This window comes from Bacillus sp. JJ1532 (genome assembly GCF_036965085.1).
In the GTDB taxonomy this organism is placed as follows: domain Bacteria; phylum Bacillota; class Bacilli; order Bacillales; family Cytobacillaceae; genus Cytobacillus.
The window spans coordinates 9,348-33,347 of the sequence record NZ_JBALOW010000044.1 but is presented as its reverse complement, the minus strand read 5'-3'; the positions used below and the strand labels follow the sequence as shown (position 1 = coordinate 33,347).

The 24,000-nt window shown below is 36.9% G+C and carries 25 protein-coding genes and 1 other annotated feature (1 of these 26 cut by a window edge); of the genes, 1 reads left to right on the top strand and 24 read right to left on the bottom strand.

Annotation, left to right across the window (positions count from 1 at the left end):
• Positions 1–33 (bottom strand) — a binding site (T-box leader); it reaches 231 nt to the left of the window's first position.
• 49 nt (positions 34–82) lie between these two features.
• The 10 genes from V7122_RS14960 to spoIIGA all read right to left on the bottom strand — a co-directional run bounded on the left by V7122_RS14960 (position 83) and on the right by spoIIGA (position 6,918).
• A complete protein-coding gene (locus tag V7122_RS14960; RefSeq protein ID WP_066289301.1) occupies positions 83–598 on the bottom strand; it encodes a DivIVA domain-containing protein in 516 nt (171 codons plus the stop codon).
• A gap of 106 nt (positions 599–704) precedes the next feature.
• The gene (locus tag V7122_RS14955; RefSeq protein WP_335346321.1) at positions 705–1,478 is read right to left on the bottom strand and encodes an RNA-binding protein; all 774 of its coding nucleotides are present in this window, start codon (positions 1,476–1,478) and stop codon (positions 705–707) included.
• A gap of 105 nt (positions 1,479–1,583) precedes the next feature.
• A complete protein-coding gene (locus V7122_RS14950; RefSeq protein WP_066289306.1) occupies positions 1,584–1,847 on the bottom strand; it encodes a YggT family protein in 264 nt (87 codons plus the stop codon).
• A gap of 6 nt (positions 1,848–1,853) precedes the next feature.
• Positions 1,854–2,297, bottom strand: coding sequence for a cell division protein SepF (locus V7122_RS14945; protein ID WP_335346322.1), 444 nt, complete (start codon positions 2,295–2,297; stop codon positions 1,854–1,856).
• Positions 2,298–2,309: 12 nt separating this feature from the next.
• Entirely contained in the window at positions 2,310–2,987 is a 678-nt protein-coding gene (locus V7122_RS14940; protein WP_335346323.1) for a YggS family pyridoxal phosphate-dependent enzyme, read from the bottom strand.
• 6 nt (positions 2,988–2,993) lie between these two features.
• Complete coding sequence (pgeF, locus tag V7122_RS14935; RefSeq protein ID WP_335346324.1) at positions 2,994–3,815, bottom strand: peptidoglycan editing factor PgeF; 822 nt, start codon at positions 3,813–3,815, stop codon at positions 2,994–2,996.
• A 71-nt stretch (positions 3,816–3,886) separates the two neighbouring features.
• Positions 3,887–4,156, bottom strand: coding sequence for a YlmC/YmxH family sporulation protein (locus V7122_RS14930; protein ID WP_335355282.1), 270 nt, complete (start codon positions 4,154–4,156; stop codon positions 3,887–3,889).
• Between the two features lie 107 nt (positions 4,157–4,263).
• On the bottom strand, positions 4,264–5,043 hold the full coding sequence (gene sigG, locus V7122_RS14925) for an RNA polymerase sporulation sigma factor SigG (protein WP_066289326.1): 780 nt from the start codon (positions 5,041–5,043) through the stop codon (positions 4,264–4,266).
• Between the two features lie 178 nt (positions 5,044–5,221).
• Positions 5,222–5,941 carry an RNA polymerase sporulation sigma factor SigE gene (gene sigE, locus V7122_RS14920; RefSeq protein ID WP_335355281.1) on the bottom strand — a complete coding sequence of 240 codons (720 nt, stop codon included), beginning with the start codon at positions 5,939–5,941 and terminating at the stop codon, positions 5,222–5,224.
• A 32-nt stretch (positions 5,942–5,973) separates the two neighbouring features.
• Positions 5,974–6,918 (bottom strand): sigma-E processing peptidase SpoIIGA, encoded by a 945-nt coding sequence (gene spoIIGA, locus V7122_RS14915; RefSeq protein ID WP_335355280.1) that lies wholly within the window; start codon positions 6,916–6,918, stop codon positions 5,974–5,976.
• Between the two features lie 267 nt (positions 6,919–7,185).
• Here spoIIGA and hmpA point away from each other — a divergent pair, with 267 nt between their 5' ends.
• Complete coding sequence (gene hmpA / locus V7122_RS14910) at positions 7,186–8,415, top strand: NO-inducible flavohemoprotein (RefSeq protein ID WP_335354294.1); 1,230 nt, start codon at positions 7,186–7,188, stop codon at positions 8,413–8,415.
• Positions 8,416–8,482: 67 nt separating this feature from the next.
• On the opposite strand, the gene ftsZ is transcribed toward hmpA, so the two are convergent.
• From ftsZ to V7122_RS14840, 14 genes are all read right to left on the bottom strand, one after another.
• Complete coding sequence (gene ftsZ, locus V7122_RS14905) at positions 8,483–9,622, bottom strand: cell division protein FtsZ (protein ID WP_335348298.1); 1,140 nt, start codon at positions 9,620–9,622, stop codon at positions 8,483–8,485.
• Positions 9,623–9,782: 160 nt separating this feature from the next.
• Positions 9,783–11,072: a cell division protein FtsA gene (gene ftsA / locus V7122_RS14900; protein WP_335354295.1), complete on the bottom strand. Its 1,290-nt coding sequence runs from the start codon at positions 11,070–11,072 to the stop codon at positions 9,783–9,785.
• Positions 11,073–11,167: 95 nt separating this feature from the next.
• Complete coding sequence (locus tag V7122_RS14895) at positions 11,168–11,530, bottom strand: small basic family protein (RefSeq protein WP_335348300.1); 363 nt, start codon at positions 11,528–11,530, stop codon at positions 11,168–11,170.
• A gap of 1 nt (position 11,531) precedes the next feature.
• Entirely contained in the window at positions 11,532–12,266 is a 735-nt protein-coding gene (locus V7122_RS14890; protein WP_335354296.1) for a DUF881 domain-containing protein, read from the bottom strand.
• A 75-nt stretch (positions 12,267–12,341) separates the two neighbouring features.
• Positions 12,342–13,073: a DUF881 domain-containing protein gene (locus tag V7122_RS14885; RefSeq protein ID WP_335346582.1), complete on the bottom strand. Its 732-nt coding sequence runs from the start codon at positions 13,071–13,073 to the stop codon at positions 12,342–12,344.
• Positions 13,021–13,812 carry a cell division protein FtsQ/DivIB gene (locus V7122_RS14880; RefSeq protein ID WP_335346581.1) on the bottom strand — a complete coding sequence of 264 codons (792 nt, stop codon included), beginning with the start codon at positions 13,810–13,812 and terminating at the stop codon, positions 13,021–13,023. The genes V7122_RS14885 and V7122_RS14880 overlap by 53 nt, the downstream gene beginning before the upstream one ends.
• A gap of 215 nt (positions 13,813–14,027) precedes the next feature.
• A complete protein-coding gene (murB, locus tag V7122_RS14875) occupies positions 14,028–14,936 on the bottom strand; it encodes a UDP-N-acetylmuramate dehydrogenase (protein ID WP_335346580.1) in 909 nt (302 codons plus the stop codon).
• A 75-nt stretch (positions 14,937–15,011) separates the two neighbouring features.
• A complete protein-coding gene (murG, locus tag V7122_RS14870; RefSeq protein ID WP_335527409.1) occupies positions 15,012–16,115 on the bottom strand; it encodes an undecaprenyldiphospho-muramoylpentapeptide beta-N-acetylglucosaminyltransferase in 1,104 nt (367 codons plus the stop codon).
• A gap of 228 nt (positions 16,116–16,343) precedes the next feature.
• Entirely contained in the window at positions 16,344–17,444 is a 1,101-nt protein-coding gene (gene spoVE / locus V7122_RS14865) for a stage V sporulation protein E (protein WP_335346578.1), read from the bottom strand.
• A gap of 104 nt (positions 17,445–17,548) precedes the next feature.
• Positions 17,549–18,901: a UDP-N-acetylmuramoyl-L-alanine--D-glutamate ligase gene (gene murD, locus V7122_RS14860; protein ID WP_335354298.1), complete on the bottom strand. Its 1,353-nt coding sequence runs from the start codon at positions 18,899–18,901 to the stop codon at positions 17,549–17,551.
• A complete protein-coding gene (gene mraY / locus V7122_RS14855) occupies positions 18,902–19,876 on the bottom strand; it encodes a phospho-N-acetylmuramoyl-pentapeptide-transferase (protein WP_335346576.1) in 975 nt (324 codons plus the stop codon). It abuts the gene before it with no gap.
• Positions 19,873–20,334 carry a hypothetical protein gene (locus tag V7122_RS14850; protein WP_335527407.1) on the bottom strand — a complete coding sequence of 154 codons (462 nt, stop codon included), beginning with the start codon at positions 20,332–20,334 and terminating at the stop codon, positions 19,873–19,875. The genes mraY and V7122_RS14850 overlap by 4 nt, the downstream gene beginning before the upstream one ends.
• 1 nt (position 20,335) lies before the next feature.
• On the bottom strand, positions 20,336–21,796 hold the full coding sequence (locus tag V7122_RS14845; RefSeq protein ID WP_335346574.1) for a UDP-N-acetylmuramoyl-L-alanyl-D-glutamate--2,6-diaminopimelate ligase: 1,461 nt from the start codon (positions 21,794–21,796) through the stop codon (positions 20,336–20,338).
• A 199-nt stretch (positions 21,797–21,995) separates the two neighbouring features.
• Positions 21,996–23,915, bottom strand: coding sequence for a stage V sporulation protein D (locus V7122_RS14840; RefSeq protein WP_335354299.1), 1,920 nt, complete (start codon positions 23,913–23,915; stop codon positions 21,996–21,998).
• Positions 23,916–24,000: the final 85 nt, after the last annotated feature.

Sequence of the window (24,000 nt, the reverse complement as noted above, 5' to 3'; positions counted from 1 at the left end):
TGAAATTTGTACTGTCCCTCTCATAGTTAATGTTCATAATTTACATTCTTTTTAAGATTATATGCGATATATTCTGCTTTCGTCAAGCTAATGAATCCTCTTCTTGAGCGGATTTTAATTCGGTAGCGTCAAGCTTATATTCCAGTAAATGATCCCAGTCATCGTTATTTAACAAATCAAGCTGAGCTTCGATTAGCATTTTAAAGCGAGTTCGGAATACCTTCGATTGCTTTTTTAATTCCTCAATTTCAAGGGCAATTTTTCTTGCCTTTGATAATGATTCATTGACAATTCTGTCCGCATTTTTCTCAGCCTCTTTAATGATAAGCTTTGCTTCCTTTTGTGCGTTTCTTCTTACTTCTTCTGCAGCCTCTTGGGCTACAATAATTGATTTATTTAACGTTTCTTCAATTGTGGTAAAATGGCCAATCCGTTCGTTTTGGTCATTTAGTCTTTCCTCTAATTCCTTCTTTTCTCTAATTAGAATTTCATAGTCTTTAATCACTTGGTCAAGAAATTCATTTACTTCATCTTCATCATAACCTCGGAATCCTTTGCTGAATTCTTTATTATGAATATCTAACGGTGTTAATGGCATCTTGGCCACCTCCCAAATTCAGTAGTAATAATTATGTACTTGGTCTAATAAATATCTATCTAATATTAATTCGACAACTTGTAGCAAAATCCTGCAATATTAATAATTATTTTTGTTTTCCCGCGGTGATTTTCCATTTATCTCTTTTCGTTTTTCCTTCTAAAGAGATAATTTTTGCACGGCCATACCCTCTAATTGAAATTATATCACTTTCTCTCACTTCAAAAGATGGATTTTCAATTAAAGTCCAATTCACCTTAGTAAGACCCTGTTGAATTAAAGTTTGAGATTTCTGCCTTGAAATATTATGAATAGCAGAAACAACTGTATCTAACCGTAAAGATGTTGAAGTTACAGATTGTTCAGACCAAATTTCGTTCGACTGAAGGGCACTGGCTAATGGCAGTTTCACTAAACTGACAGAGGCCTTGCCAATTGTGTTCAATTGCGTAGAAATATAGTGTTCAATGTCTCTAGTTACTAAAAACTGTATCCGATCATCTTCAAGAAGGATATCACCATATTTCATCCTTTTTAGCCCAAGAGACATTAGGCTGCCAAGCACTTGAGGATGTTCCAAGTTAACAAACTTTTTCGGATATTCAACTTCATATAAAGATATTTGAAAGTCTTCATCCTCTGGCTGTAAGTACTCTGGATATAACAAGGCACGCTTCCTCTCAGCCATATCAAAGCCGCCAAACAACTGTATCTTTACATCATTATTAATTCCAATTAATTGTCTGATGATTTCCTGTTCTCTTGGATCAAGAAAATCAGTTAATTTCGGTGCATATGTAATTTCCACGGAGTTCTTCCAGTTAAGAACTTGATCAATAAAACCTTTTTCTTCTGGACGAAAGTGCTGGTAAATAGACATTTACTTACAATACTCCTTTAAGTAGCATCCTTTGTTTTCATTTTACTGCCCCTCTGGAATAAGAAAACAAAAAAGGGCCTTGGAAAGAGCCCTGTAGCTTTCAAATTATGCAATCCAAACGAACAACTGGTGCAATCCGCTTGATGCAAAGCGTAGAACTAAAATAGCCACAATTGGAGATATATCAATCATACCAAGTGGTGGAATTATTTTTCTGAACGGTTCTAAGTAAGGTTCACAAATTCTTCCTAAAAATTGCCCAATTCCTGACTCCCTAGCATTTGGAAACCAGGACAATAAAATATAGATGATTAATGCCCATGAATAATAGTAAATAATCGATGTTAACACACTAAGTATAATACCCATTAAATATTACCACCTCGAACTTTCGAATTCAGTTTCTTGCATGATTTGAGAAATATTACCTGAAACCTCAATATTATCAGGGGTGCATAAGAAAATATCAGTCCCAATTTTCTGTATATCCCCGCCAATCGCATAGACGGTTCCACTTAAGAAGTCTACAATTCTTTTTGCCTGGTCCCGATCGATTCTTTGTAGGTTAACAACAACTGCTCTTCTGTTTTTCAATTGGTCAGCAATGTCCTGTGCTTCTGCATACACACGTGGTTCAATTAATACAACCTTTGATGATTTTTGCACACTTTGAAGACTGACGACATTATTCTTCTGCACGGGCTGTTTTTGAGATTGAGGCTGTTTTTGTTCGGGCTCTTCTTCCATATATTCTTCTTGTCTATCATCATATTCATCATCTAAGAAGAAAAATGTTTTAAACTTTGATTTTATGCTCATTTTACAAACCTCCTATTCCTCGTTTCCTACAAGAGCGGTTCCAATCCGGACCATTGTCGCTCCTTCTTCAATAGCAATCTCGAAGTCATTTGACATACCCATCGATAGCTCATGACAAGGTGCGTAATCTAATTCCATCTGTTGAATGTCAATCTGCAGTTTTTTAAGTTTTTGAAAACATGATCTTAGCAGTTGTTCATCAGAAGTTAGCGGAGCCATTGTCATTAAACCACATACAAGAATATTTGGATACTGACTTAACTCCTCAATAAACTTCTTAACCTCTTCAGGATGAATTCCCTGCTTTGATTCTTCACCTGATACATTGACTTGTATAAAACATTTTATTTGCTTGTTTGCACGCTTATTTATTTCTTGAGCAAGCGACAATCTGTCAAGAGAGTGAATATAGTCAACTATGCCAATGATATTTTTCACTTTTCTAGTTTGTAAAGCACCAATAAAATGCCATACCGGCTTGTCCTTGATCACTTCCCATTTCTCTAGGAGTCCATCATCTCGATTTTCTCCTAAATGGATAACACCCGCATCAAGCGCTTCAAGGGCGCGTTCAGTCGATACGTATTTGGTTACAGCGATAATCTTAATATCTTCAATATTTCGATTAGATCTTTCACAAGCATTTTTTATTTTCATTTGAATTTTTTTTAGATTTTCAATGACCTTCATTTAAAACTAGAAATCCTCCTTCCAGCCAATAAAACTCATCATTCTTCCTGTTTTCCCTTTGTCTCTTCGGTGCGAGAAGAAATCTTTGTTTTCACAGCTGGTGCATAAATTTGTTACGATTATGTTTTTTTCCATGACGCCTGATTTAATTAGAATATCTTTATTTAATTGCTTTAAGTCAAGAAAATATTGATTATCCTCTATTTGAGTATAAGGTTTAGGATGGTAATCGGCTAGGTTTTTGTCTATTATTGATATAACACGATTATCAACAATATAACATTTACCGCAAATGGATGGTCCAATTACTGCATGAATTCCTTCAATGTCCATATTTTCTTTCTTAAACATTGAAACCATTTCGCTGGCAATCCCATTGACTGTTCCCTTCCAGCCCGCGTGGGCAACACCAATTGCTCCAGTCTTTTCATGACAGAAATAAAGGGGTACACAGTCGGCGTAGCATAAGGTTAGCAGCAGTCCAGAATTTGCTGTAAAAAAGCCATCTGTTGCTTTGTAGGAATCCTCATAAAGTAAAGAGCCTCTCCCGCCGTTTTCTCTATTTACCTTTTCTATGTGTATGTCATGTGTTTGTTCTGCACTCACCCATGTATGAAGTGGGAATCCTAATCTTTCAGCCATATGTTCCCGGTTTTGTCTAACAGATTGCACTGAATCATTTACATGGAGCCCAAGGTTCAAAGAGGAATAAGCGCCTTCACTAACTCCGCCATTTTTACTCGTAAATCCCGCACGTAAACCGGGAAACTTCTCAGCCCATTCATTAATAACAAAATACTCGCTTTTTTTCAAAATAAATGGTTCCATTTATTAAACCCCATTATATTTTTCTATAGTTTACCATAATATAGCCACTCTTCACAGTTAAAAGACATTATTTACACATCTTCATCGACATCTTTCTCCATATTACCATTCTGGTAACGCACAAGGATGACATCTTCCCCAATCTTAAGGATATTTTTCCAAGGAATAATCATATCTTCATCCCGGCCAAAAAAACCTAAAACCTTCCCAGTTCCCCCAATAATAACAGCATTAATTTTCCCGGTTTGAACATTGATATCTATATCCCCAACATTGCCAAGCTTCTTTCCATTTGCTACATTTATGACATCCTTCATTTGGAATTCTGATATTCTTATCATTTCCTCCCACTCCCATCATTTCGCATCGATATAGAATATATATGACTATCCATAATAAATTATCGTATCTATTAATAGAAAAAAGAATAAGCTGCCAAAACGGCAGCTTAGCTTTGAATATTTTTATTCATTTGTTTGATGGCAGCTTTCTCAAGTCTCGAAACTTGTGCTTGGGAGATGCCGATTTCTTCAGCAACTTCCATTTGAGTTTTCCCTTGAAAAAAGCGTTTTCGCAGAATTAGCTTTTCCCGATCGTTTAACCTTCTCATTCCTTCTTTTAACGCTATTTCCTCAATCCATTGAATATCCTTACTCTTCTCATCACTTAATTGATCCACCACATAAATTGGATCTCCCCCATCATTATAAATGGGTTCAAACAAGGACACAGGGTCTTGAATTGCATCTAAAGCAAATACAATTTCCTCATGCGGCACATCAAGCTCCTTCGCAATTTCAACTGCTGTCGGCTCTCTCGATGTTTTACTCATCAATCGTTCTCTTACTTGCAATGCCTTGTAAGCAATATCCCTTAATGAACGAGAGACGCGTATCGGATTATTATCACGCAAATATCTTCTAATTTCGCCTATTATCATGGGAACAGCATAGGTGGAAAACTTAACGTTTTGACTTAAATCAAAATTATCAATAGACTTCATTAGACCGATACAGCCGACCTGGAATAGGTCATCAACAAATTCACCCCTGTTATTAAAGCGTTGGATAACGCTGAGAACTAGGCGTAAATTACCGTTAACGAGTTTTTCCCGTGCGGTTATATCCCCCTTATGCATTTGCTTGAAGAGTTCTCTCATTTCTTCGTTTTTCAAAACTGGAAGCTTTGATGTATCAACACCGCAAATTTCTACTTTATTTCGAGTCAATTCTTTCCCTCCTCATAGGAGCTGCTGTACAAAAAACAGTATTTCCTTGAGGAGGAAAAATATGCACGGCTAGAAGTTTGACTCAAACACATAATTTAGAAAAACACGATGGATTCAAGCTTTAATCCTGCATTTTTTTTATAAAAATAATTTTTTTCGAAATAATAAATTTACAGCTCTATACCATTTTATTAAATTCTTTTTTAAGCCGCTTTATTATTCGCTTTTCTAATCTTGAAATATACGATTGTGAAATGCCCAGCATATCAGCTACATCCTTTTGGGTCTTCTCTTCCCCAGTTCCTAGTCCAAACCGCAGTTCCATAATTTGCTTTTCTCTATCAGATAACTGATGCAATGCTTTTGATAAGAGTTTCTTATCTACATTTGCTTCGAGGTCCTTAGTAATAATATCTTCCTCCGTACCTAATACATCTGATAAAAGCAATTCATTTCCATCCCAATCAATATTTAATGGCTCATCAAAGGAAACCTCTGAACGAATTTTATTATTTCTTCTTAAATACATTAATATCTCATTTTCTATACACCGTGACGCATATGTAGCAAGCTTTATTTTCTTTTCGGGATTAAAGGTGTTAACAGCCTTAATAAGGCCAATGGTGCCAATACTAATTAAATCCTCAATATTGATTCCTGTATTTTCAAATTTCCTAGCTATATAAACAACTAGCCTTAAATTTCTTTCAATTAAAATGGATCTTGCTGCTTTATCACCATTCGGAAGTTTTTCTAATAACAGTTCCTCTTCTTCTTTGCTAAGAGGAGGGGGCAATGCTTCGCTTCCGCCAATATAATATACTTCATCCGTTTTAAGTCCAAGCTTCATTAATAATTTATACCAATAGTATGATAAGCGAAGTTTTAACCGTTTCATGAAATATCCTCCTCCTAAATAGAAATGTGTTACTATGCATGCTTTACATATGCCTCTGTATTAACCTTTTTTGTAGTCGTAAGCATCTTAGGATGTACAATGCATTGAAATGCATCATCTGCGGACAGCTGCTGCATTGAAAAAGAAATAAGACCTTTTTCTACCTTCATTAATTCATTTTCTTTTTCTAATTCAATGTAATCAGGCTTAATTGCAATAATTAACTGGTGTTCTTGTCCAACTACTTTGTATGGAACAATTCTCATTCTGTACTCCCAATCTGAAGATATCATTTCCTCACCTAGAATGATATTTTCTGGATTTCGGGCCATTTTTACTATATCCTCTGGAAATTCCTCAACCCTGTTTTTTAATGAAATAAACATGACGGGCATTTTAGTAATTGGATCATAAAGCTGGTTTCCGCTATCAATTAGACCTTTAAACCTGAATATTTCACCATTTATTGAAACAATGACCTTAATTAAAGTATCATATTGGATTTTTGTCATTTCAATTTGATCCATATTACGTTTAGAAAAATGCCAGGCTAATGGAAAACCAATTAATACAAATACCCAGCTGATTGGATCCCCAAACCCTTTAACACTTGCAAGCATAACCGAGGAAGAAAGCTGAAAGTCAAATTTGATAAAATAATGCACACCGATCAGTGTTCCGCCAATTAAAAACGTTATTAAATAAAAAGTCATCAAACCGTTAATAAAGTAGCGAAGCCTTTTATAACCAAACACTGTTAAAATCATGAAAATAGAGAATAACAATTTAGCAAATGGATGTGATGAGAACGTGTTCAATGGAGTAAGGGATAACAAAATTATGGCAGACCCAATTAATCCCCCTGTAAAAAGCCTCCAAAGCCTTATATCCCTTTTTAAGATAACAGCAGTTAAGTAAAGCAACAGGCTATCAAATAAAAGATTTAAAGCCCAAATAATATCTAAATAAACCTCCAATCTTCTTCCTCCTTATAGATTGGTAGGAACAAATATATGACACCTAGTAATCTTTTAAAAAAAGTATAACGTACCCTATAAGATAAAGTGTGTCACTTTCTGTAATCAAAAAGATAGAAATTTCCACTATTCCTTTCGAATTTTGTCAATATTTAGCTTTTCACAAACTAGACACTTTTGGTCTAAAAAAGTGTGATTCAAATCACACTTTCGAATTCTTTATTCCACTATAATGACGATGATAATAGAGTAAAGGGGTTTTTCAGAATGTTAGATCAAAAAACAATTGATATTATTAAGAGTACAGTTCCAGTTCTTGAACAGCATGGAGAAGAAATCACAAAAAAATTCTATGAATTAATGTTCGGCAATCATCCAGAATTATTAAATGTTTTTAATCACGCTAATCAAAAGCAAGGCAGACAGCAAAAAGCGCTTGCAAATACTGTCTATGCCGCTGCGAAATATATCGATCAATTAGAAGCGATTGTCCCTGTAGTAAAACAAATAGCCCATAAGCACAGATCTTTAGGAATATTGCCAGAGCAATATCCAATAGTAGGAAAACATTTGCTATTAGCCATAAAAGCAGTATTAGGTGAGGCTGCTACAGATGAAATCATTAGTGCATGGGAAAAAGCCTATGGAGTTATTGCCGATGCATTTATTAATGTAGAAAAGGATATGTATGATAAGGCGGGCAAACAGCAAGGGGGCTGGGAGCTTTTCAGAGAATTTAAAATTGAAAAAATCGTAAAGGAAAGTGATGTTATTACCTCCTTTTACTTTACACCAGTCGATGGAGAGCCTATCGCTGAATTTATTCCCGGACAATACATTAGTATTAAATTAAATAATATACCTAACGAACAATACACACATATTCGTCAATATAGCCTATCTCAATCACAAGATAAATCGTTCTATCGCATATCAGTTAAGAGAGAGGATCCAATTGGAAATAAACCTGCTGGAATCGTTTCAACTTATTTGCACAATAATGCCAAGGTTGGCGACATCATTGAAATCAGTGCGCCTGCTGGTGATTTTGTATTAGAGGAACAAACAATTCGGCCAACCGTTCTGCTTAGCGGTGGGGTAGGCATCACACCGATGCTTTGCATGCTCCATCAACTAGCTGATAAACAACAAGAAACTACCTTTATCCATGCAGCTATTAATGGAAATGTTCATGCGTTTGTCAATGAAGTCAAGCAAATAACCGAGAAAAGTGAATTAGTAAGAAGCTATTACTGCTATGAAAAACCAACTGCTCTTGACAAAGAAAATGGGCTCTATAGTAAAGAAGGCTATATTACTTCTGATTGGTTAAATAAAGTAATCAATAACAAAGATGCTATTGTTTATATGTGCGGTCCCGTCGGCTTTATGCAAGCTATGTATGAAGCATTAATGAAAGCAGGCATCAAAAAGGAAAATATCCGCTATGAATTCTTCGGACCGGCCATGGAATTAAAAGAGTCTCAAACTGTTTAAGTTAATAAACAATAAAAAGGCATGACTCTCTTTAACAGAGGTCATGCCTTTATTCATTGACATACAATTATCTTCTACGATTTCTATTTCTTAAAAATGTAGGGATGTCTAATGCATCATCAGTTTGTTGAGTATAATTATTTCTTACGGGTTCATGAGAAACTTCTTCTCTTTTTGGTTCACGTTTAACTTGATTTATTGCAGGTTTTGGTTGTCCAAAAGTTGGCCTAGAAGACGGTTTTGGCTGGGGAATTTCTTCATTAAAGCCAGTAGCAATTACTGTAACGACAATCTCATCATTTAGGTTTTCATTAATAACCGAGCCAAAAATCATATTAACATCCTGATCAGATGCAGTTGCAACAATATCTGCTGCTTCTTGTACCTCATAAAGACTTAAATTCGTTCCGCCAGTAATATTCATTAGTACACCTTGAGCGCCATCAATAGATGTTTCTAATAACGGAGAGGAGATGGCTTTCTTCGCAGCCTCAGCAGCACGGTTCTCTCCAGCAGCAACACCAATTCCCATTAATGCTGATCCTTTGCTGGACATAATTGTTTTAACATCCGCGAAATCTAGGTTAATTAGTCCAGGCACTGCAATTAAGTCAGAGATACCTTGTACACCTTGACGGAGCACATTATCAGCCTCACGGAAAGCTTCAAGCATTGGCGTACTTTTATCTACGATTTCTAATAAACGATCATTAGGTATGACAATCAATGTGTCAACAGCTTCCTTCATAGAAGCAATACCGCCCGCAGCTTGTGTAGAACGCTTTCGTCCTTCAAAGGTAAACGGACGTGTGACAACTCCAACAGTTAATGCCCCAAGATCTCGTGCAATTTGAGCGATTACAGGCGCAGCACCTGTTCCTGTCCCTCCACCCATACCGGCAGTTACAAAAACCATATCTGCTCCTTTAAGAGCTTCTTCAATTTGCTCTTTACTCTCTTCAGCAGCCTTCTTACCGACCTCAGGGTTAGCACCTGCACCAAGTCCACGGGTGAGCTTTCCGCCAATTTGCATTTTCACTTCTGCTTTAGATAAATTTAGTGCCTGAGCATCCGTGTTAACTGCAATAAATTCTACACCTTGTACACCATGTTCAATCATTCGGTTAACCGCGTTGTTACCACCGCCGCCAACGCCGATGACTTTAATAGTTGCCAATGAATCTAAATTAGTATCAAATTCCAACATGACAAATCCTCCTAATTCGACGATATCCCATAGAACACCATTTTTACGAATAATTTTTTAAAAGGCAAAGTGTATAGACGCCATTTATACTAAGTAAATAATTCATTGATTTATTAAATTATATTAAAATTGATAAATAGCATTTTTGCCTTTTTAGCCACTATTCGAAAAAGTATCCGAGGAACTTCTTCACTCTTGATGTAATTTTTTCTTCCGGTTGTTTTTCCGGCTTTTTTGGTTGCGGTTGTTTTGGAACACGCTTTTCTTTTACTTCTGGTGCATGGACGGGTGCTCCGCCCATTGCCATTTTTCTGCCTTGAATCTTCGCATTTTTATATGCAAATTTAATTAGTCCTACTGCAGTCGTAAATTGTGGCTCCCTTACACCGATATAATCTGGTATGGCGATTCGAACCCGATTTTGAAAAATGACTTGGGCTAACTCAAGGATCCCTTGAGTGTTCGCGACCCCACCTGTAAGAACGAATCCTCCAGGCAAGTCTTGAGAGCCTAGCCTTCTCACTTCATTTTGGATCAAGTCAAAGATTTCTTCCATACGTGCTTCAATGATATCAGAAATTTCCAGCTGATTAAATTGCTGGTGCTGGTCACTCCCAATTATCGGTACACTGAAAACCTCTTCTTCTGATGCATGGTCATAAAAAGCATATCCATACTTGGTTTTTATCTTTTCAGCATCCTCAGTTGATGTGCGGAGACCGATTGATAAATCCTTTGTGATATGGTCTCCCCCTACTGGAAGAACACTTGTAGCTTTTAAATTACCCTGTTCAAATATGGCTATTGTTGTTGAACCACCGCCAATATCAATTAGGGCTACACCGAGATTCTTCTCATCCTTTGACAATGCGTAAGCACCAGCTGCCAAAGGCTGAAGTGTAATGTCAAGTATTTCAAGACCCGCACGTTCAACACAACGTAATGAATTATGTAAAATGGTCTTGGATCCAGTAATAATGGTGCCTTCCATTTCAAGACGTACCCCTATCATTCCACGCGGATCATTAATTTCATCTAAACCATCAACAATAAATTGTTTCGGAATGACATCGATTATATCTCTTTCCGGCGGAATAGAAACCACTTGGGCTGCATCAATGACTCTAGCTACATCATCATCTGAAATTTCCCTGTTTTCACTTGAAACTGCAACTACTCCATGACATGGCTGGAGCATAACATGGTTGCCAGTGATGCCAACTATTACACTTGTAATTTCCATTCCTATCATTCTTTCAGCCTGTTCAATTGCCTTTCTAATTGAATGAACCGTTTCATCTATATCAACAATGGCTCCCTTTCTTAAACCTTCAGATTGCACACTGCCGACACCAATAATATTTAAAGAGTCGTTGACCATTTCCCCTATGATAACTTTTACGCTGGATGTACCGATGTCAAGACTTACATATATTTCATTGTTGTTCATTCTATGGCACCTCCTTTTGCTATTCCCGCTTTATTCTAAATTAATTTGCTAATATTAAATAATTCGGCAAAACTAGCAATTTCCCTTTATAAAAATTAATTTTTTTCAGTTTTTTCACGGCTTACAGACCATTTTGTCAATAATATTCTTCTTATCACAGCTATATTTTGGAATAATCTAACTCCAAATGCAAATACTGCCGCTAAATATAAGTCTACACCAAGATGAACACCTAGAAAAGCCAAACTTGCAGCAAGCAAAATATTAAAAAAGAAACCGGAAACAAAAACCTTTTCATCGTATATGTTCTGAAGCTGAGCACGTATTCCTCCAAATAACGTATCTAATGCGGCAAGTACAGCAATAGATAAATAATTGGAATACTCCTCTGGAATTTTCACTTCGGTAAATAAACCTAGAATAACACCTATTATTAATCCTAATAAAGGAAGCCACATATTATGAATTGCCTCCTTTGTCTGTGTTCACTGGTTCCATATCTCTTATCCTTATTGTATTTTCATACGCGGGTATTGTAATAATTCCCTCCGGCTTTTGAACTTTCACCCTTAGATTATCAATAAAAAATTCGTCAGCAGATTTTGATACTTGCATCCGTTTAAACAGTTTGTCAGCGGATTTTGCGTCTTCAGCGATCACCTTGATCTCGATTGGCAATCGATTGAGGGAATGCCCGTCAACCTTTGTTTCTCCGTTTATATCTCTAATTACCGTTGTATTAATGAGGCGCTGACCATCAATTGATATGTGCATTGCATTATACATATTTAATTCATTAATTAGTCTTTTTAATAAATCGGGAGAAACAGTTGATACAGGCTTGCCAACTAAAAGTTCTTCATATACTGGCTCAATATTTAAGATGATCCCATTTCCTTGTACCTTCGTTAACCCTGCTTCTGCTTTTAGTTCACCAAGAGTTTCCCTCAAAATTTGTTCTTTGCTTTGCTTTAGTTCAGTTTCGTACTTGGCAATCTTTTCTTCATTTGATCGTACTTCACGAATTAGTTTGATCTGGAGCTCATTTTCCTTCATGACATCTTCCCTAAGCTGCCAAGTATCTCGAGTATCACGTACAACGGGCTCTTTAACCGTTCGAAATTGAATAGCTACCATAAATCCAATGACAATCGTTATAAGTGTGAAATTTATATTTTTTTTGAATTTGTCCACGTTTTTTACCACCTAACTTTCCAACCTAATTTAAAAATGTGGACGATTTTTGAAACAATTATACATACTGTTATATTAGCTTCCTAACAAAGGCTCCAACATAATATCGGCTTTTTTTTCAAGAGTAAATAGAATATTATCATTGACTAATGAATCCTTTACTCCGCCTGTTAAATTCAAAGCTGAGGCTAAAACATCAGCATCGCCAATAGCGGAAATGACGAAGGGTGCTGGATGCTGATAGCCGTCAACTTCTATAACCGGCCCATTACAGAGAATATATGAATTATGGGCTAGCCTTTGTCCGTTAATAGCAATAGCAGAAGCACCAGATATATATAATTCATTTATTACCTTAAACACATGATGTTCATGAACAATATAATTATTAACATTCACTTCTTCAGGATTATAATCCCCATCTGCCAGCGTTACTTCAACACCTTGCCCTTTTACTTTAACCTTGCCTAAATACATTCTATACTTTTCTGCATCTTCAGCGAGATTGAAGTAAACCTGTGCTTCTTGTGACATCTCCTTCTCGATTTCACGCACTCTCTCTTGCTTTTCATTTAATTCTTTTTGTAATGAGCGGTTTTTTTCCTCTAATTGAACTAATTGATTCCGTAATTCTAAATCTCTTTCCCATTGTTTTCCTGTTATAGCTGTGTTCTCACCTTCGCTTTGAGTTTGATGATATGAAAAAGCAATGATATAGCCTAATACAAGAAAAACAAGAGAAAAAATAACATGATTACCCGTCACTTTCAATTTCTTCTTCAAGCTGTTCAGCTCCCTCTTGTTCATAAGCTTTGAAATAAGAGCCGACTTCCAAATCAATAATGCCTTTTTTATTAGGGTCCAATTGGCTAATAATTGAAGGGTAGTGTGACATTTTTTCTGAAAAGCTTTTGACTGTAGCACTTACTTCAAATCCATCATTCATATAAAGAGTCAGATTATACGTATCTGTTTTCTTTGGGGTATGGTGAATTTCAGAAATAGAATTTAATACCACCTCTGGAAGCACTTCAAGCTCATTAATCATTCCATTAAGTTCATTACCTTCAGAAAAGCCAATGAGTATAGGCGCAGTTGCGGGGATTTCAGCAGTTTTACTCTTTTTAAGAACTTTCCCATTTTCAAGAACCGGCAAATAGCTTTTATCTTTCATTATGTAGGCGATACGCTTATATTCACTTATTGTCATTCTAACAGTATTAGGCAAATTGATCTTAACATTTGCGGATTTTATCTCTGGAAGCTCTTCAAGTTTGCTCTTTATAGCACTTTCATCTACTTTCCAAATATTTATTTTCTCGGAAAGACCTGACAGAGAAATCAATTCTTCTTGGCTGTATGTGGAGCTGCCTAAAACTTCGATTTTATGTATATGGCTTAAGGGAGATTGGAAATAAATGATAAAAGAAATAAGCGTGAAAAATAACAGCAGCAAAAAAATCAGTCTTCTATTAGCTTTTTTTCGCCTTTGTTGTTTTAGCTTTGGAATTCGGTCCTCAAGAGAAACAACATTTCCTTTTTCCATATCATTCACCTCAAGTATCACACATAATCTTTCAAATAACCCAATATAAATCAAAATAAATAAAGGAAGACTTGTCCTTTTTCATAAAAACCAAATTTATAAATGGGAAAACAAACGGCACGAATAGACATGCCGTCTTTCCAAAGTGAATACTGACCTTAGTCCTAGAGTACAATTATACCATAATAAATAGCCGTAGTAAGGATTTTTTCCCGTTACTTTCGACCGATTATTTCTACTTCGGTTTCTATTTTAATCGCAAATCTTTCATAAATTTCATCTTTTATGTGCTGAATCAATGCCAGGACATCAGCAGCTTTTGCATTTCCTGTGTTGACAATGAAATTTCCATGCATATCTGATACTTTAGCTCCCCCGATGGAAAAGCCTTTTAATCCTGCATCTTCAATCAGCTTACCCGCATAATTAGGCAGGGGATTTCTAAAAATACTGCCTGCACAAGGAAAATTCCATGGCTGTGTTTCTTTCCGGTAATCCTTATTTCTTTGCATTTCTTCAAAAATTTTGTCTTTATCTCCGGGCTGTAATTGAAAGACGGCTTCAATGACAATGCCAGGGCGTTTTTTCTGTAAAACGGATGTTCTATAGGAAAATTCCATTTCCTCATTAGATAGCCATTCTACCTTCCCGTCTTCAAAAAGAATGTGGGCTTTTGTTAATATGTTAGAAATATCAGAACCATGAGCACCAGCATTCATATAAACAGCCCCACCGACTGAACCAGGAATACCACTTGCAAATTCAAGACCTGAAAGTCCCTTTCTGCTTATTTGTGTGGAAAGACTGACGATTGAATATCCACCGCCAACCTTTAGCTCTGATCCGTTAATTTCCATATGTGACAAACCTGATCCAAGTTTAATGACTGCGCCTTCTATACCTAAATCTGATATTAGCAAGTTAGACCCTCTTCCAATTGCTGTCCATCCTACTTTATATTCATGAAGGAGCTCAACTGTTTTTATTATATTTTCGACAGATGAAGGCTCAATAAACAAATTGGCTGGTCCGCCTATTTTCATAGTTGTATGATTAGCTAAAGGCTCTTGTTCTTTTATTTTTCCAATGTTTAATTCATTTAGCTTGTCAATTAATTCGTTCATATTTACCTCCCTTTCTTTTTAAATTCAATTCTAAATTTAATTTATAGACCATTTTATGCAGTTATTTCTTTTAGGCTACTTTCCCCTCTTCGTAACGAGTTCTTCCATTAGCCTGTAAAGCCTATTAGCCGCATCAGGAATCCCTAATTTCTTTGAGGATTTTTTCATGTCCTTTAACTTTACTTCATCCATTAAGATTTGGTCCATTAACTCAACAAGCTTCTTCCCTGTCAGATCCTTTTCCAATAACAATTCAGCTGCTCCATGATCACTTAATGATCTAGCATTCTTTTCCTGATGGTTATTTGTAACATAAGGACTAGGTATTAGAATACTAGGGATCCCAAGTGAGGTTAATTCAGCGAGGGTTGTAGCTCCTGCTCTAGCAATTGTTAAATCTGTTCCTGCAAGAATTTCTGGCATATTATGTATAAACGGTTTAATGATTACATTTTCAGGATTTCCAATCAATTCAACTTCATTTTGAACTTCATCAAAATGAACATCACCAGTCACATACAATATTTGATATGGCTTTTCACCAAGTTCCGCCAATGATTTTAGAACTGCTTCATTAATAGGTTTTGCACCCCGGCTCCCACCTACGATTAATACAACGGGGACATTTGTTTTTAACCCAGCGGATAGCCGCCCATTAATTCCATCTTTCCCAATAACCTCTGAAGCACGCGGATTTCCGGTTAACTCGACTTTTTCATGCGGAAAATATTTACTTGCTTCTTCAAAGCAAACAGCAATTCGATCGACATATTTGCTTAGAAATTTATTTGTTAAACCAGGTACACTATTCTGCTCATGAATGATCGTTGGGATACCTAGCTTTGCTGCAGCATATACAACTGGCCCGCATACGTATCCTCCTGTACCAATTACAACATCTGCATTAAATTCTCTAAGCATTTTCTTACTATCCTTAACACCTTTTAAAAAACGGAAAATAGTTTTTACATTTTCTAATGAAAGCTTTCTTTTAAATCCAGTAATATGTATTGATTTAAACGGAATATTTTCTCTTGGGACAAGTTTACTTTCTAAACCGCTTACTGTTCCAATATATAAAAACTCTGCATCCTTATTATCCTTTTGTATTTCTCTTATGAGAGCAAGAGCTGGATAAATATGCCCACCAGTTCCGCCGCCGCTAATTGCTATTTTCATGTGCTCACCTCAAAGCAGAGTGTATTGATTTATTTTCTTGCCGTGGTGACCCCCGTTCGGCTCACACACCCTATTCTACTATATAAAAACTAATGATTATAATGGGATATCATAATGACATGTAAATGTAATAAATTTCAGTGGATTTTATTCATTTTCATCTAACCGTAATAAAAATACTATACGATAGACAAAACAAAAAGAAACCCTGTAATCAGGGTCAAAAAATTAATATCTTGAATATCGGCTAATATTTAACAAAACACCGATTGCTAAAAGCATAAGTGTTAAGGATGATCCGCCATAGCTTAAGAATGGAAGGGTAATCCCAGTAACGGGCATGAGTCCAATGACAACCCCGATATTAATCATGACCTGGATAGCGATCATAGCAATAATACCAACCGCTAGGAAACTGCCAAATAGGTCAGGAGCTCCGAGGGCAATCCTAATTCCTCTCCATAATAATAAAGAAAACAATAAAATTACAAACGATCCGCCAATAAACCCAAGTTCTTCCGAAAGAATGGCAAATATGAAGTCTGTTTGCGGTTCTGGGAGATAGAAGAATTTTTGTCTGCTCTGTCCTAGGCCTAATCCAAATAACCCACCTGGCCCTATTGCATATAAGGATTGAATAATTTGAAATCCGCTTCCCAATGGGTCTTCCCATGGATCCAAAAAAGACGTTATTCGTTTGATCCGATATGGAGCAGATAAGATCAAGGCTGCAAATCCTCCAAGCCCCAGTAAACCAAGACCGAGAAAATGGCTAATTCTCCCCCCTGCAATGAATATCATAACAAGACAAGTTCCAACCATGACGGTCCCCGTTCCTAGATCGGGCTGCAGCATGATTAATCCAAAAGCCAAAAACACAATCCCTAATGAGGGAATTAATCCTTTTGTAAATGACGTTATTAGTTTTTGGCGCTCAGATAAGTATTTTGCGAGAAAGGCAATCATCGCAAGCTTCATAAATTCCGATGGCTGAATCGAAAAAGCTCCGACCCCTATCCAGCTCCTTGAACCATTCCTAACATTTCCAATTCCTGGTATGAGAACAAGTATTAAAAGGACAAAACAAATGATGACTATAACCTTTGCCCAAGTTCTCCAAGTCCAGTAATCGACATTCATAATAAAAAACATCGCGGCTATCCCTACCCCTGCGAACAGCAGCTGTCTCTTAGCAAAGAAAAAAGAATCATCAAATTTATACTCTGCCCAAATAGCGCTAGCACTATATACCATCGTTAATCCAACTGAAAGCAATGTTAAAGTTACGATGATTAAAATCAAATCGGGAGTCGTTCTTTTTGTTGGCAACACAAAACACCTCGAATGCTAGTTTTAGGGCCGTGTAAAAAACGAAGCAATTTTTGCGAAAGATGACTCCCTAAGCTGTTTTTTCCTTTTTCGCGTACAAGCCCTCACTTAAGCATATGCACCGCTTGTATAAAAATGTCTCCCCTAACCTCAAAAGTTTTATATTGATCCCAGCTCGCACAAGCTGGCGATAATAATATCACGTCTCCCAGTTCAGATAACTGATAGGCTACAGGAACGGCTTTTTCCACATTATCGACATGCAAAATGTTTTTTATTCCTGCTTTAATGGCAGCTCTTTCAATTTTTGGGGCTGTTTGCCCAAAGGTTACTATTGCCTTTACGTTTTTGAAGTAAGGAGTGAGTTCATCAAATTCATTCCCACGGTCCAAACCGCCCGCAAGAAGAATAATAGGTTCATGAAAAGCGGAAATAGCATTTTGAGTTGCTAAAATATTCGTTGCTTTTGAATCGTTATAAAATTTTCTGCCCCCAAATTCTCTAACATACTGCAAGCGATGCTTAACACCTATAAATGTACGAAGTACTTTTGAAATTGCCTCGTTATCAACTGATGAAAGCTTGGCCGCAGCAATAGCAGAAAAAATATTTTCTAAGTTATGAGCACCCGGCAACACGATTTCCTTTGTCTCAATAATTCTTTCGTTATTAAAGTAAATCCAGCCGTTTTCATGATAAACACCAGAATTTAATTTACTTTTAACTGAAAACGGAATGATTGTGGCATTTGACTGTGCAGCGACCTCCAACACTTCATCCTGCTCAGCATTTACGATAAAATAATCATCATTCGTTTGATTTTTAGTAATATTTGCTTTCGCTTGAACATAATCATTTCTTGTCCCATGATAATCAAGGTGAGCATCGTAAAGATTTGTTAAAATAGCAATTTTTGGTTTAAATTCATTTATACCCATAAGCTGAAAAGAAGACAATTCGATAACAATTGTATTTTCCCTAGTTGCCTCCTGTGCTACATCGGATGCTACTGTACCAATATTGCCTGCAATTAAAGGAAGCTTCCCGCCTTCCTTCAGCATTTCATAAATAAGTGTGGTAGTTGTTGTCTTCCCATTTGTCCCTGTGATCCCAATAAGCGGGGCTTCAGAAATTTGATAGGCAAGCTCAACCTCTGTAATAATAGGTATCTCCTTTTCAATTGCCCCTACAATCATTGGATTATGATAAGGAATCCCCGGATTTTTCACGATAAGCTCAAAACCCTCTTCAAGGAGTCCTATAGGATGCTCTCCACATATAACAGTAATTCCTTCTTCTAGCAGACTTTGTGCCTCCAGATTTTCGGAAAGTGGTTTGTAATCATTTACGGTTACAAAAGCACCGAGTTTATGTAAAAGAGAAGCAGCAGCAACCCCACTTTTTGCTAATCCTAATACTAATATTTTTTTATGACGATAGCGATTGATCTGTTTCAATTACATCCACACCTCAATATAGATTCCAAGAATTGCGCAAAGCAGGCCTACAGCCCAAAAGGTCACCACTACTCTCCACTCAGACCATCCAATTAGCTCATAATGATGATGTAATGGACTCATCTTAAAGATCCTTTTACCTGTTGTTTTAAATGAAATCACCTGTAAAATAACAGACAAAGTTTCGATTACAAAAACGCCGCCAATAATAAGTAAAATGATTTCAAGCTTTGTTAATATAGCAATTGTAGCAATAGCTCCACCAAGTGCTAGGGAGCCGGTATCCCCCATAAATACTTTGGCAGGATGAGCATTGAAAACGAGGAACCCTAGCACAGCACCTGCCACCGCTACAGAAAAAATGGCAATTTCAAATTGTGATAAACTCCAAGCCAAAACAGCAAACGCTCCAAAAGCGATTGCAGCTGTTCCAGATAAAAGACCATCCAAACCATCTGTAAGATTCACAGCATTGGAAAAGCCAACTAGCCAAAATATGATAAAGAAAACATACATCCAGCCTAAATCAAAAGAAAGATTTGTTAATGGAATATGAATGACTGTTGAAAAATCGTTTTGCTGAAAAACAAAATAAAAAATAATTGAAATAATAATTTGCCCTAATAACTTCTGTATTGAAGTCAATCCTAGATTCCTTTTCAAAGCGACCTTAATAAAGTCATCAAGGAAACCAAGCAGCCCAAATCCGAGTGTAACTAATAAGAGCAAATAAGTCTTTACAGTTGGTTCAGAGAACTTCCCTGTCATCACAATGGTAGTAATGGCAATCGAGAGAAGGATCATAATTCCCCCCATCGTAGGAGTACCGGATTTCTTTAAATGTGATTGAGGACCTTCCTCTCTTATGCTTTGCCCAAATTTTAATCTTCTCAAGAAGGGGATAAAGATGGGAGAAAGCAGGACTGTTACTAAAAAGCTCATTATTATTGTAAAAAATATTACTTTCTCCATCATTTTGCTCCCTCCTTTCTTTCCTGGAGCAGATTATTTATTACCTTCATTTTTTCTGCTATCACAGCAATATCATATGTTGAATTATTTTCATTAAGAAGTATTTCATCTGAAAAGAGGAAATTAGTCACTTTAAGTTCTGTTTTTTGTTGTTGGTTTAATTTTTCTATATATAGTTCCATCATGTCCTTTAAGCCTTTCAATAAGTCATTAGTAAAAAATATTGGAAAATGATTAGGAGTATATCGGGGAATCTCCATCTCTTCCTTCCACAGGGCAGCAACTGCACCATTTTCAATGGCTTTCTTCAACTCCCCTGTATTCTCGCCAAGAGGGATGAACACTCCTCTGAATTGGGGTACATCTGAAATTGTCGCGACCGTATGAAAAAAAAGCTCATGATCCTGTATTCCTTTCATTTTCGGAAACAGTTTCGCTAAATCACCATACGCTAATAACATTTTATCGCTCCTCTATTGCCGCTTTTGCAACTAGCCGGTCATCAAAATCAAAAACTTGATTTCCAATTAGCTGATAGGTTTCATGCCCTTTTCCAGCTATTAATATGACATCACCTTCAGCTGCCATGTTAATTGCATAATAAATTGCTTCTTTTCGGTCAAGAATAACTTTATATTTTTGACCTTTTACCCCAGCTTCCATATCTGCCAATATCGCGAGGGGATCCTCACTACGGGGATTATCAGAAGTGAAAATAGCATCGGTGCCATACTGACATGCAATACTTGCCATTAATGGCCTTTTCGAACGGTCCCTGTCCCCGCCACAGCCAACGATTACAAAAATTCTTTTTGCAGCAATTTGCTTGACTGTTTTCAATGCATTTTCTAAGCTGTCTGGCGTATGTGCATAATCAACAATCACAGTAAATTTCTGTCCTGCATCGACTGTCTCAAAACGGCCAGAAACACCTTTCACTTCCTCAATTGATTGAATGATCGGTTTCATAGGAATGCCGGATGCTATCCCTGCACCAATTGCTGCCAACACATTATATACGCTAAACATCCCTACTAGCTGCATAGATATTTGATAAATTCCAAATGGACTATGTAATTCAAATGATGTCCCAAAAGCTGTCATTTGGATATTTACAGCTTGTAAATCTGCAGGCTGATCAATCCCATATGTTAAAACATGAGCTGATGTTGCTTTTATATAATGATTGGTTACAGAATCATCGTTATTTAGAACGGCATACTTTGGAGGATTATATCGGAATGCACTGCCTAACTGTGCAAACAAAAGACCTTTTGCATTTCTATACTCATCCATGGTTTTATGGAAATCCAAGTGATCCTGAGTTAAATTTGTGAAAACGGCTATATCAAAATCACACCCGTGGACCCTTCCTTCATCCAAAGCATGAGAAGAAACTTCCATCACTGTTGATTGTACACCAGCATCAGCCATTCGTCTGAAAATCCTTTGCAGTGTAAGGGCATCTGGAGTTGTATTTTTCACTTCCGATATTTTATCCCCTATTTTTGTATACATTGTCCCAATCAAGCCAGTCTTTCTGCCATAATCGGATAATATTTTTTCGATTAAATGGCTTGTTGTTGTCTTGCCATTTGTTCCGGTAATCCCAATTAAATGCAGTTTCTTACTTGGCTGTTTGAAAAAGGAGTCGGCTAATAACGCCATTGCACGCCTTGTATTTCGAACAACAATAACCGGTACAGAAAGGTTCATTTCTTTTTCGGAAATGATTGCGGCCGCACCCTTCTTTACCGCAGAGGAGGCAAAATCATGTCCATCTACTGTAAATCCTTTAATACAAATGAACAAACTGCCTTTTTCCACTTTACGACTGTCATTTTCTATTGAAGAGATGTCAGGATTTTCTCCGCTATATGCCATGTATGGCTGCAAATCATGCAAAAGCGTATGTAACTTCATTTCGTCATCCCCTTAACTCATAGACTTTACATACTATAATCCATGCCATATTAGAAACAGCCAAAAATCGTAACGATTTTCATTTTACATGAAAAATTGACATTTAGCTATTCGAATTTACTAAGTCTAAAAATGGATAATAAAAATGCAGGCGGCGTATCATAATGGGCCGCCCGCTTTTTTTTAGAATGGCATTATTTTATTCTTCCTTGCCAAAATAAAGTCTTATTGTGGACCCTTCTTTAAGCTTTATTCCCGGTTCTGGTGTTTGCTTAACCACTTTGTTCCCTTCCCCGCTAGCATCTATTCTTAAATTAATATATAGTTCTCCGAGCTCTTTTTTCGTTATCCCTACTAAATCCGGCACTTCGATCATCGGAACATCAGGCCATGTAAGCTTTTTCTCGATTTGTTTTTCCCTCGGCTTAACTCCCATCGCACGCAGACTATCTTCCATAATGTCTCCTACAATCGGGGCAGCAACAACTCCCCCAAATTGAACGGTGCCTTTTGGATTATCTACAGCAACATATACAACTAGCTGTGGATCATCTGCTGGGGCAAAGCCAATAAATGAAACGATATGGTTATTTTCAAGGTATCTGCCGCCTTGGGCCTTTTGGGCTGTTCCGGTTTTTCCTCCCACACGGTACCCGTCAATAAATGCTTTACCTCCCGTTCCTTGGGCCACAACACTTTCAAGGGCATATCTAATTTGATCTGATGTTTCTTTTGAAATTACTTCCCTTTTAGCTGTAGGAGTTTTTCTCATCACAACTTCACCAGTTATTGGATCAATGAGTTCCTTTGCTACATATGGCGTATATAATGTCCCGCCGTTTATAGCTGCTGAAAGGGCAGCAACTTGTTGGATGGGAGTGACTGAAACCCCCTGTCCAAAAGCAGTAGTTGCTTGTTCAACGGGCCCCACTTTATCCATATTAAACAGGATTCCAGTTCCTTCTCCTTGCAGGTCTATTCCTGTTTTTTCACCAAATCCAAAGTCTCTTATATATTTAAATAAAGTTTCTTTTCCTAATCTATCACCAAGCTCAACAAAGCCAGGGTTACACGAATTTTGAACTACTTCAAGGAATGATTGGCTGCCATGGCCGCCTTTTTTCCAGCATCGCAATCTTGCTCCGCCCACTTTAACGTAGCCCGGATCATGGAAATGATCTTTTTTCAGATCTACCTTCCCTTCCTCCAATGCGGCAGCAAGTGTTATGATTTTAAAAGTAGATCCTGGTTCAAATGTACTCCAAATTGGGAGATTACGGTTGTAAACTTCAGGTGAGACATTCCGGAAATTAGCAGGATCAAAATTTGGCCTGCTTGACATCGCTAATATTTCTCCATTATTCGGATTCATCGCGATAGCAATTATTCCATCTGGGTTATAAGTCGCTTGAGCATTATCTAATACCCGTTCCATAATGGTCTGAACCTTAGAATCTATTGTTAACCTTAAATCTAATCCATCCTCAGGGGGATCATAATCGTCAGCCATATCATTCATTCGTTCACCTTTTGCATTTGCATAAAACTTAACGGATCCCTTTTTCCCCTGCAATTCTTTATCATAATAAAGTTCTAAACCCATCAACCCTTGATTATCAATCCCGGCAAACCCTAAAACATGGGACAAATAATTTCCAAATGGATAATGTCTTTTTGAATCCTCACCAAGATAAACACCATCTATATTCAACGCTCTTATTTCTTTTGCCTTTTCATGGGAGATCTTTCTTCCAGCTGTTAATTTTACATCTTTTTCTTTCTTAGTAATCTCTGAATAAATTTTTTCCTTAGATGCATTAAGGACTGCAGCCAATTTTTCCGCAACATCATGAGGGTCTTTAATTTGCCTTGGTACTACATATATTGTAGGTGCACTGACATTTGTCGCAAGCGCGATCCCATTACGGTCAACGATTTCGCCTCTTTCAGGTTCGAAGGGTATATCACGGCTCCATAGTTCTTTTGCACCATCTGTTAATGAGTTGCCCAAAAAGAATTGAACATATCCAAGCCGAATATCGATTATAAAAAAAATTAACATGCCTGCGACTAAAGCTATTGTTAACCTTTTTCTCACTGTTACATTAGAAACACGCATACACGAACGATCCTCCTTAGTTTATGGCTCGTTCCAATATATGCTTGTACCCATTTAAATAGAATAAGAAAAGCGGAGGCGCCTT

Bases quoted from the DNA above. Each gene is read 5' to 3' on its own strand.
- V7122_RS14960 (WP_066289301.1), bottom strand. From the start codon at position 598: ATGCCATTAACACCGTTAGATATTCATAATAAAGAATTCAGCAAAGGA.
- V7122_RS14955 (WP_335346321.1), bottom strand. From the start codon at position 1,478: ATGTCTATTTACCAGCACTTTCGTCCAGAAGAAAAAGGTTTTATTGAT.
- V7122_RS14950 (WP_066289306.1), bottom strand. From the start codon at position 1,847: ATGGGTATTATACTTAGTGTGTTAACATCGATTATTTACTATTATTCA.
- V7122_RS14945 (WP_335346322.1), bottom strand. From the start codon at position 2,297: ATGAGCATAAAATCAAAGTTTAAAACATTTTTCTTCTTAGATGATGAA.
- V7122_RS14940 (WP_335346323.1), bottom strand. From the start codon at position 2,987: ATGAAGGTCATTGAAAATCTAAAAAAAATTCAAATGAAAATAAAAAAT.
- pgeF (WP_335346324.1), bottom strand. From the start codon at position 3,815: ATGGAACCATTTATTTTGAAAAAAAGCGAGTATTTTGTTATTAATGAA.
- V7122_RS14930 (WP_335355282.1), bottom strand. From the start codon at position 4,156: ATGATAAGAATATCAGAATTCCAAATGAAGGATGTCATAAATGTAGCA.
- sigE (WP_335355281.1), bottom strand. From the start codon at position 5,941: ATGAAACGGTTAAAACTTCGCTTATCATACTATTGGTATAAATTATTA.
- hmpA (WP_335354294.1), top strand. From the start codon at position 7,186: ATGTTAGATCAAAAAACAATTGATATTATTAAGAGTACAGTTCCAGTT.
- ftsZ (WP_335348298.1), bottom strand. From the start codon at position 9,622: ATGTTGGAATTTGATACTAATTTAGATTCATTGGCAACTATTAAAGTC.
- ftsA (WP_335354295.1), bottom strand. From the start codon at position 11,072: ATGAACAACAATGAAATATATGTAAGTCTTGACATCGGTACATCCAGC.
- V7122_RS14895 (WP_335348300.1), bottom strand. From the start codon at position 11,530: ATGTGGCTTCCTTTATTAGGATTAATAATAGGTGTTATTCTAGGTTTA.
- V7122_RS14885 (WP_335346582.1), bottom strand. From the start codon at position 13,073: ATGAACAAGAGGGAGCTGAACAGCTTGAAGAAGAAATTGAAAGTGACG.
- V7122_RS14880 (WP_335346581.1), bottom strand. From the start codon at position 13,812: ATGGAAAAAGGAAATGTTGTTTCTCTTGAGGACCGAATTCCAAAGCTA.
- murB (WP_335346580.1), bottom strand. From the start codon at position 14,936: ATGAACGAATTAATTGACAAGCTAAATGAATTAAACATTGGAAAAATA.
- murG (WP_335527409.1), bottom strand. From the start codon at position 16,115: ATGAAAATAGCAATTAGCGGCGGCGGAACTGGTGGGCATATTTATCCA.
- mraY (WP_335346576.1), bottom strand. From the start codon at position 19,876: ATGATGGAGAAAGTAATATTTTTTACAATAATAATGAGCTTTTTAGTA.
- V7122_RS14850 (WP_335527407.1), bottom strand. From the start codon at position 20,334: ATGTTATTAGCGTATGGTGATTTAGCGAAACTGTTTCCGAAAATGAAA.
- V7122_RS14845 (WP_335346574.1), bottom strand. From the start codon at position 21,796: ATGAAGTTACATACGCTTTTGCATGATTTGCAGCCATACATGGCATAT.
- V7122_RS14840 (WP_335354299.1), bottom strand. From the start codon at position 23,915: ATGCGTGTTTCTAATGTAACAGTGAGAAAAAGGTTAACAATAGCTTTA.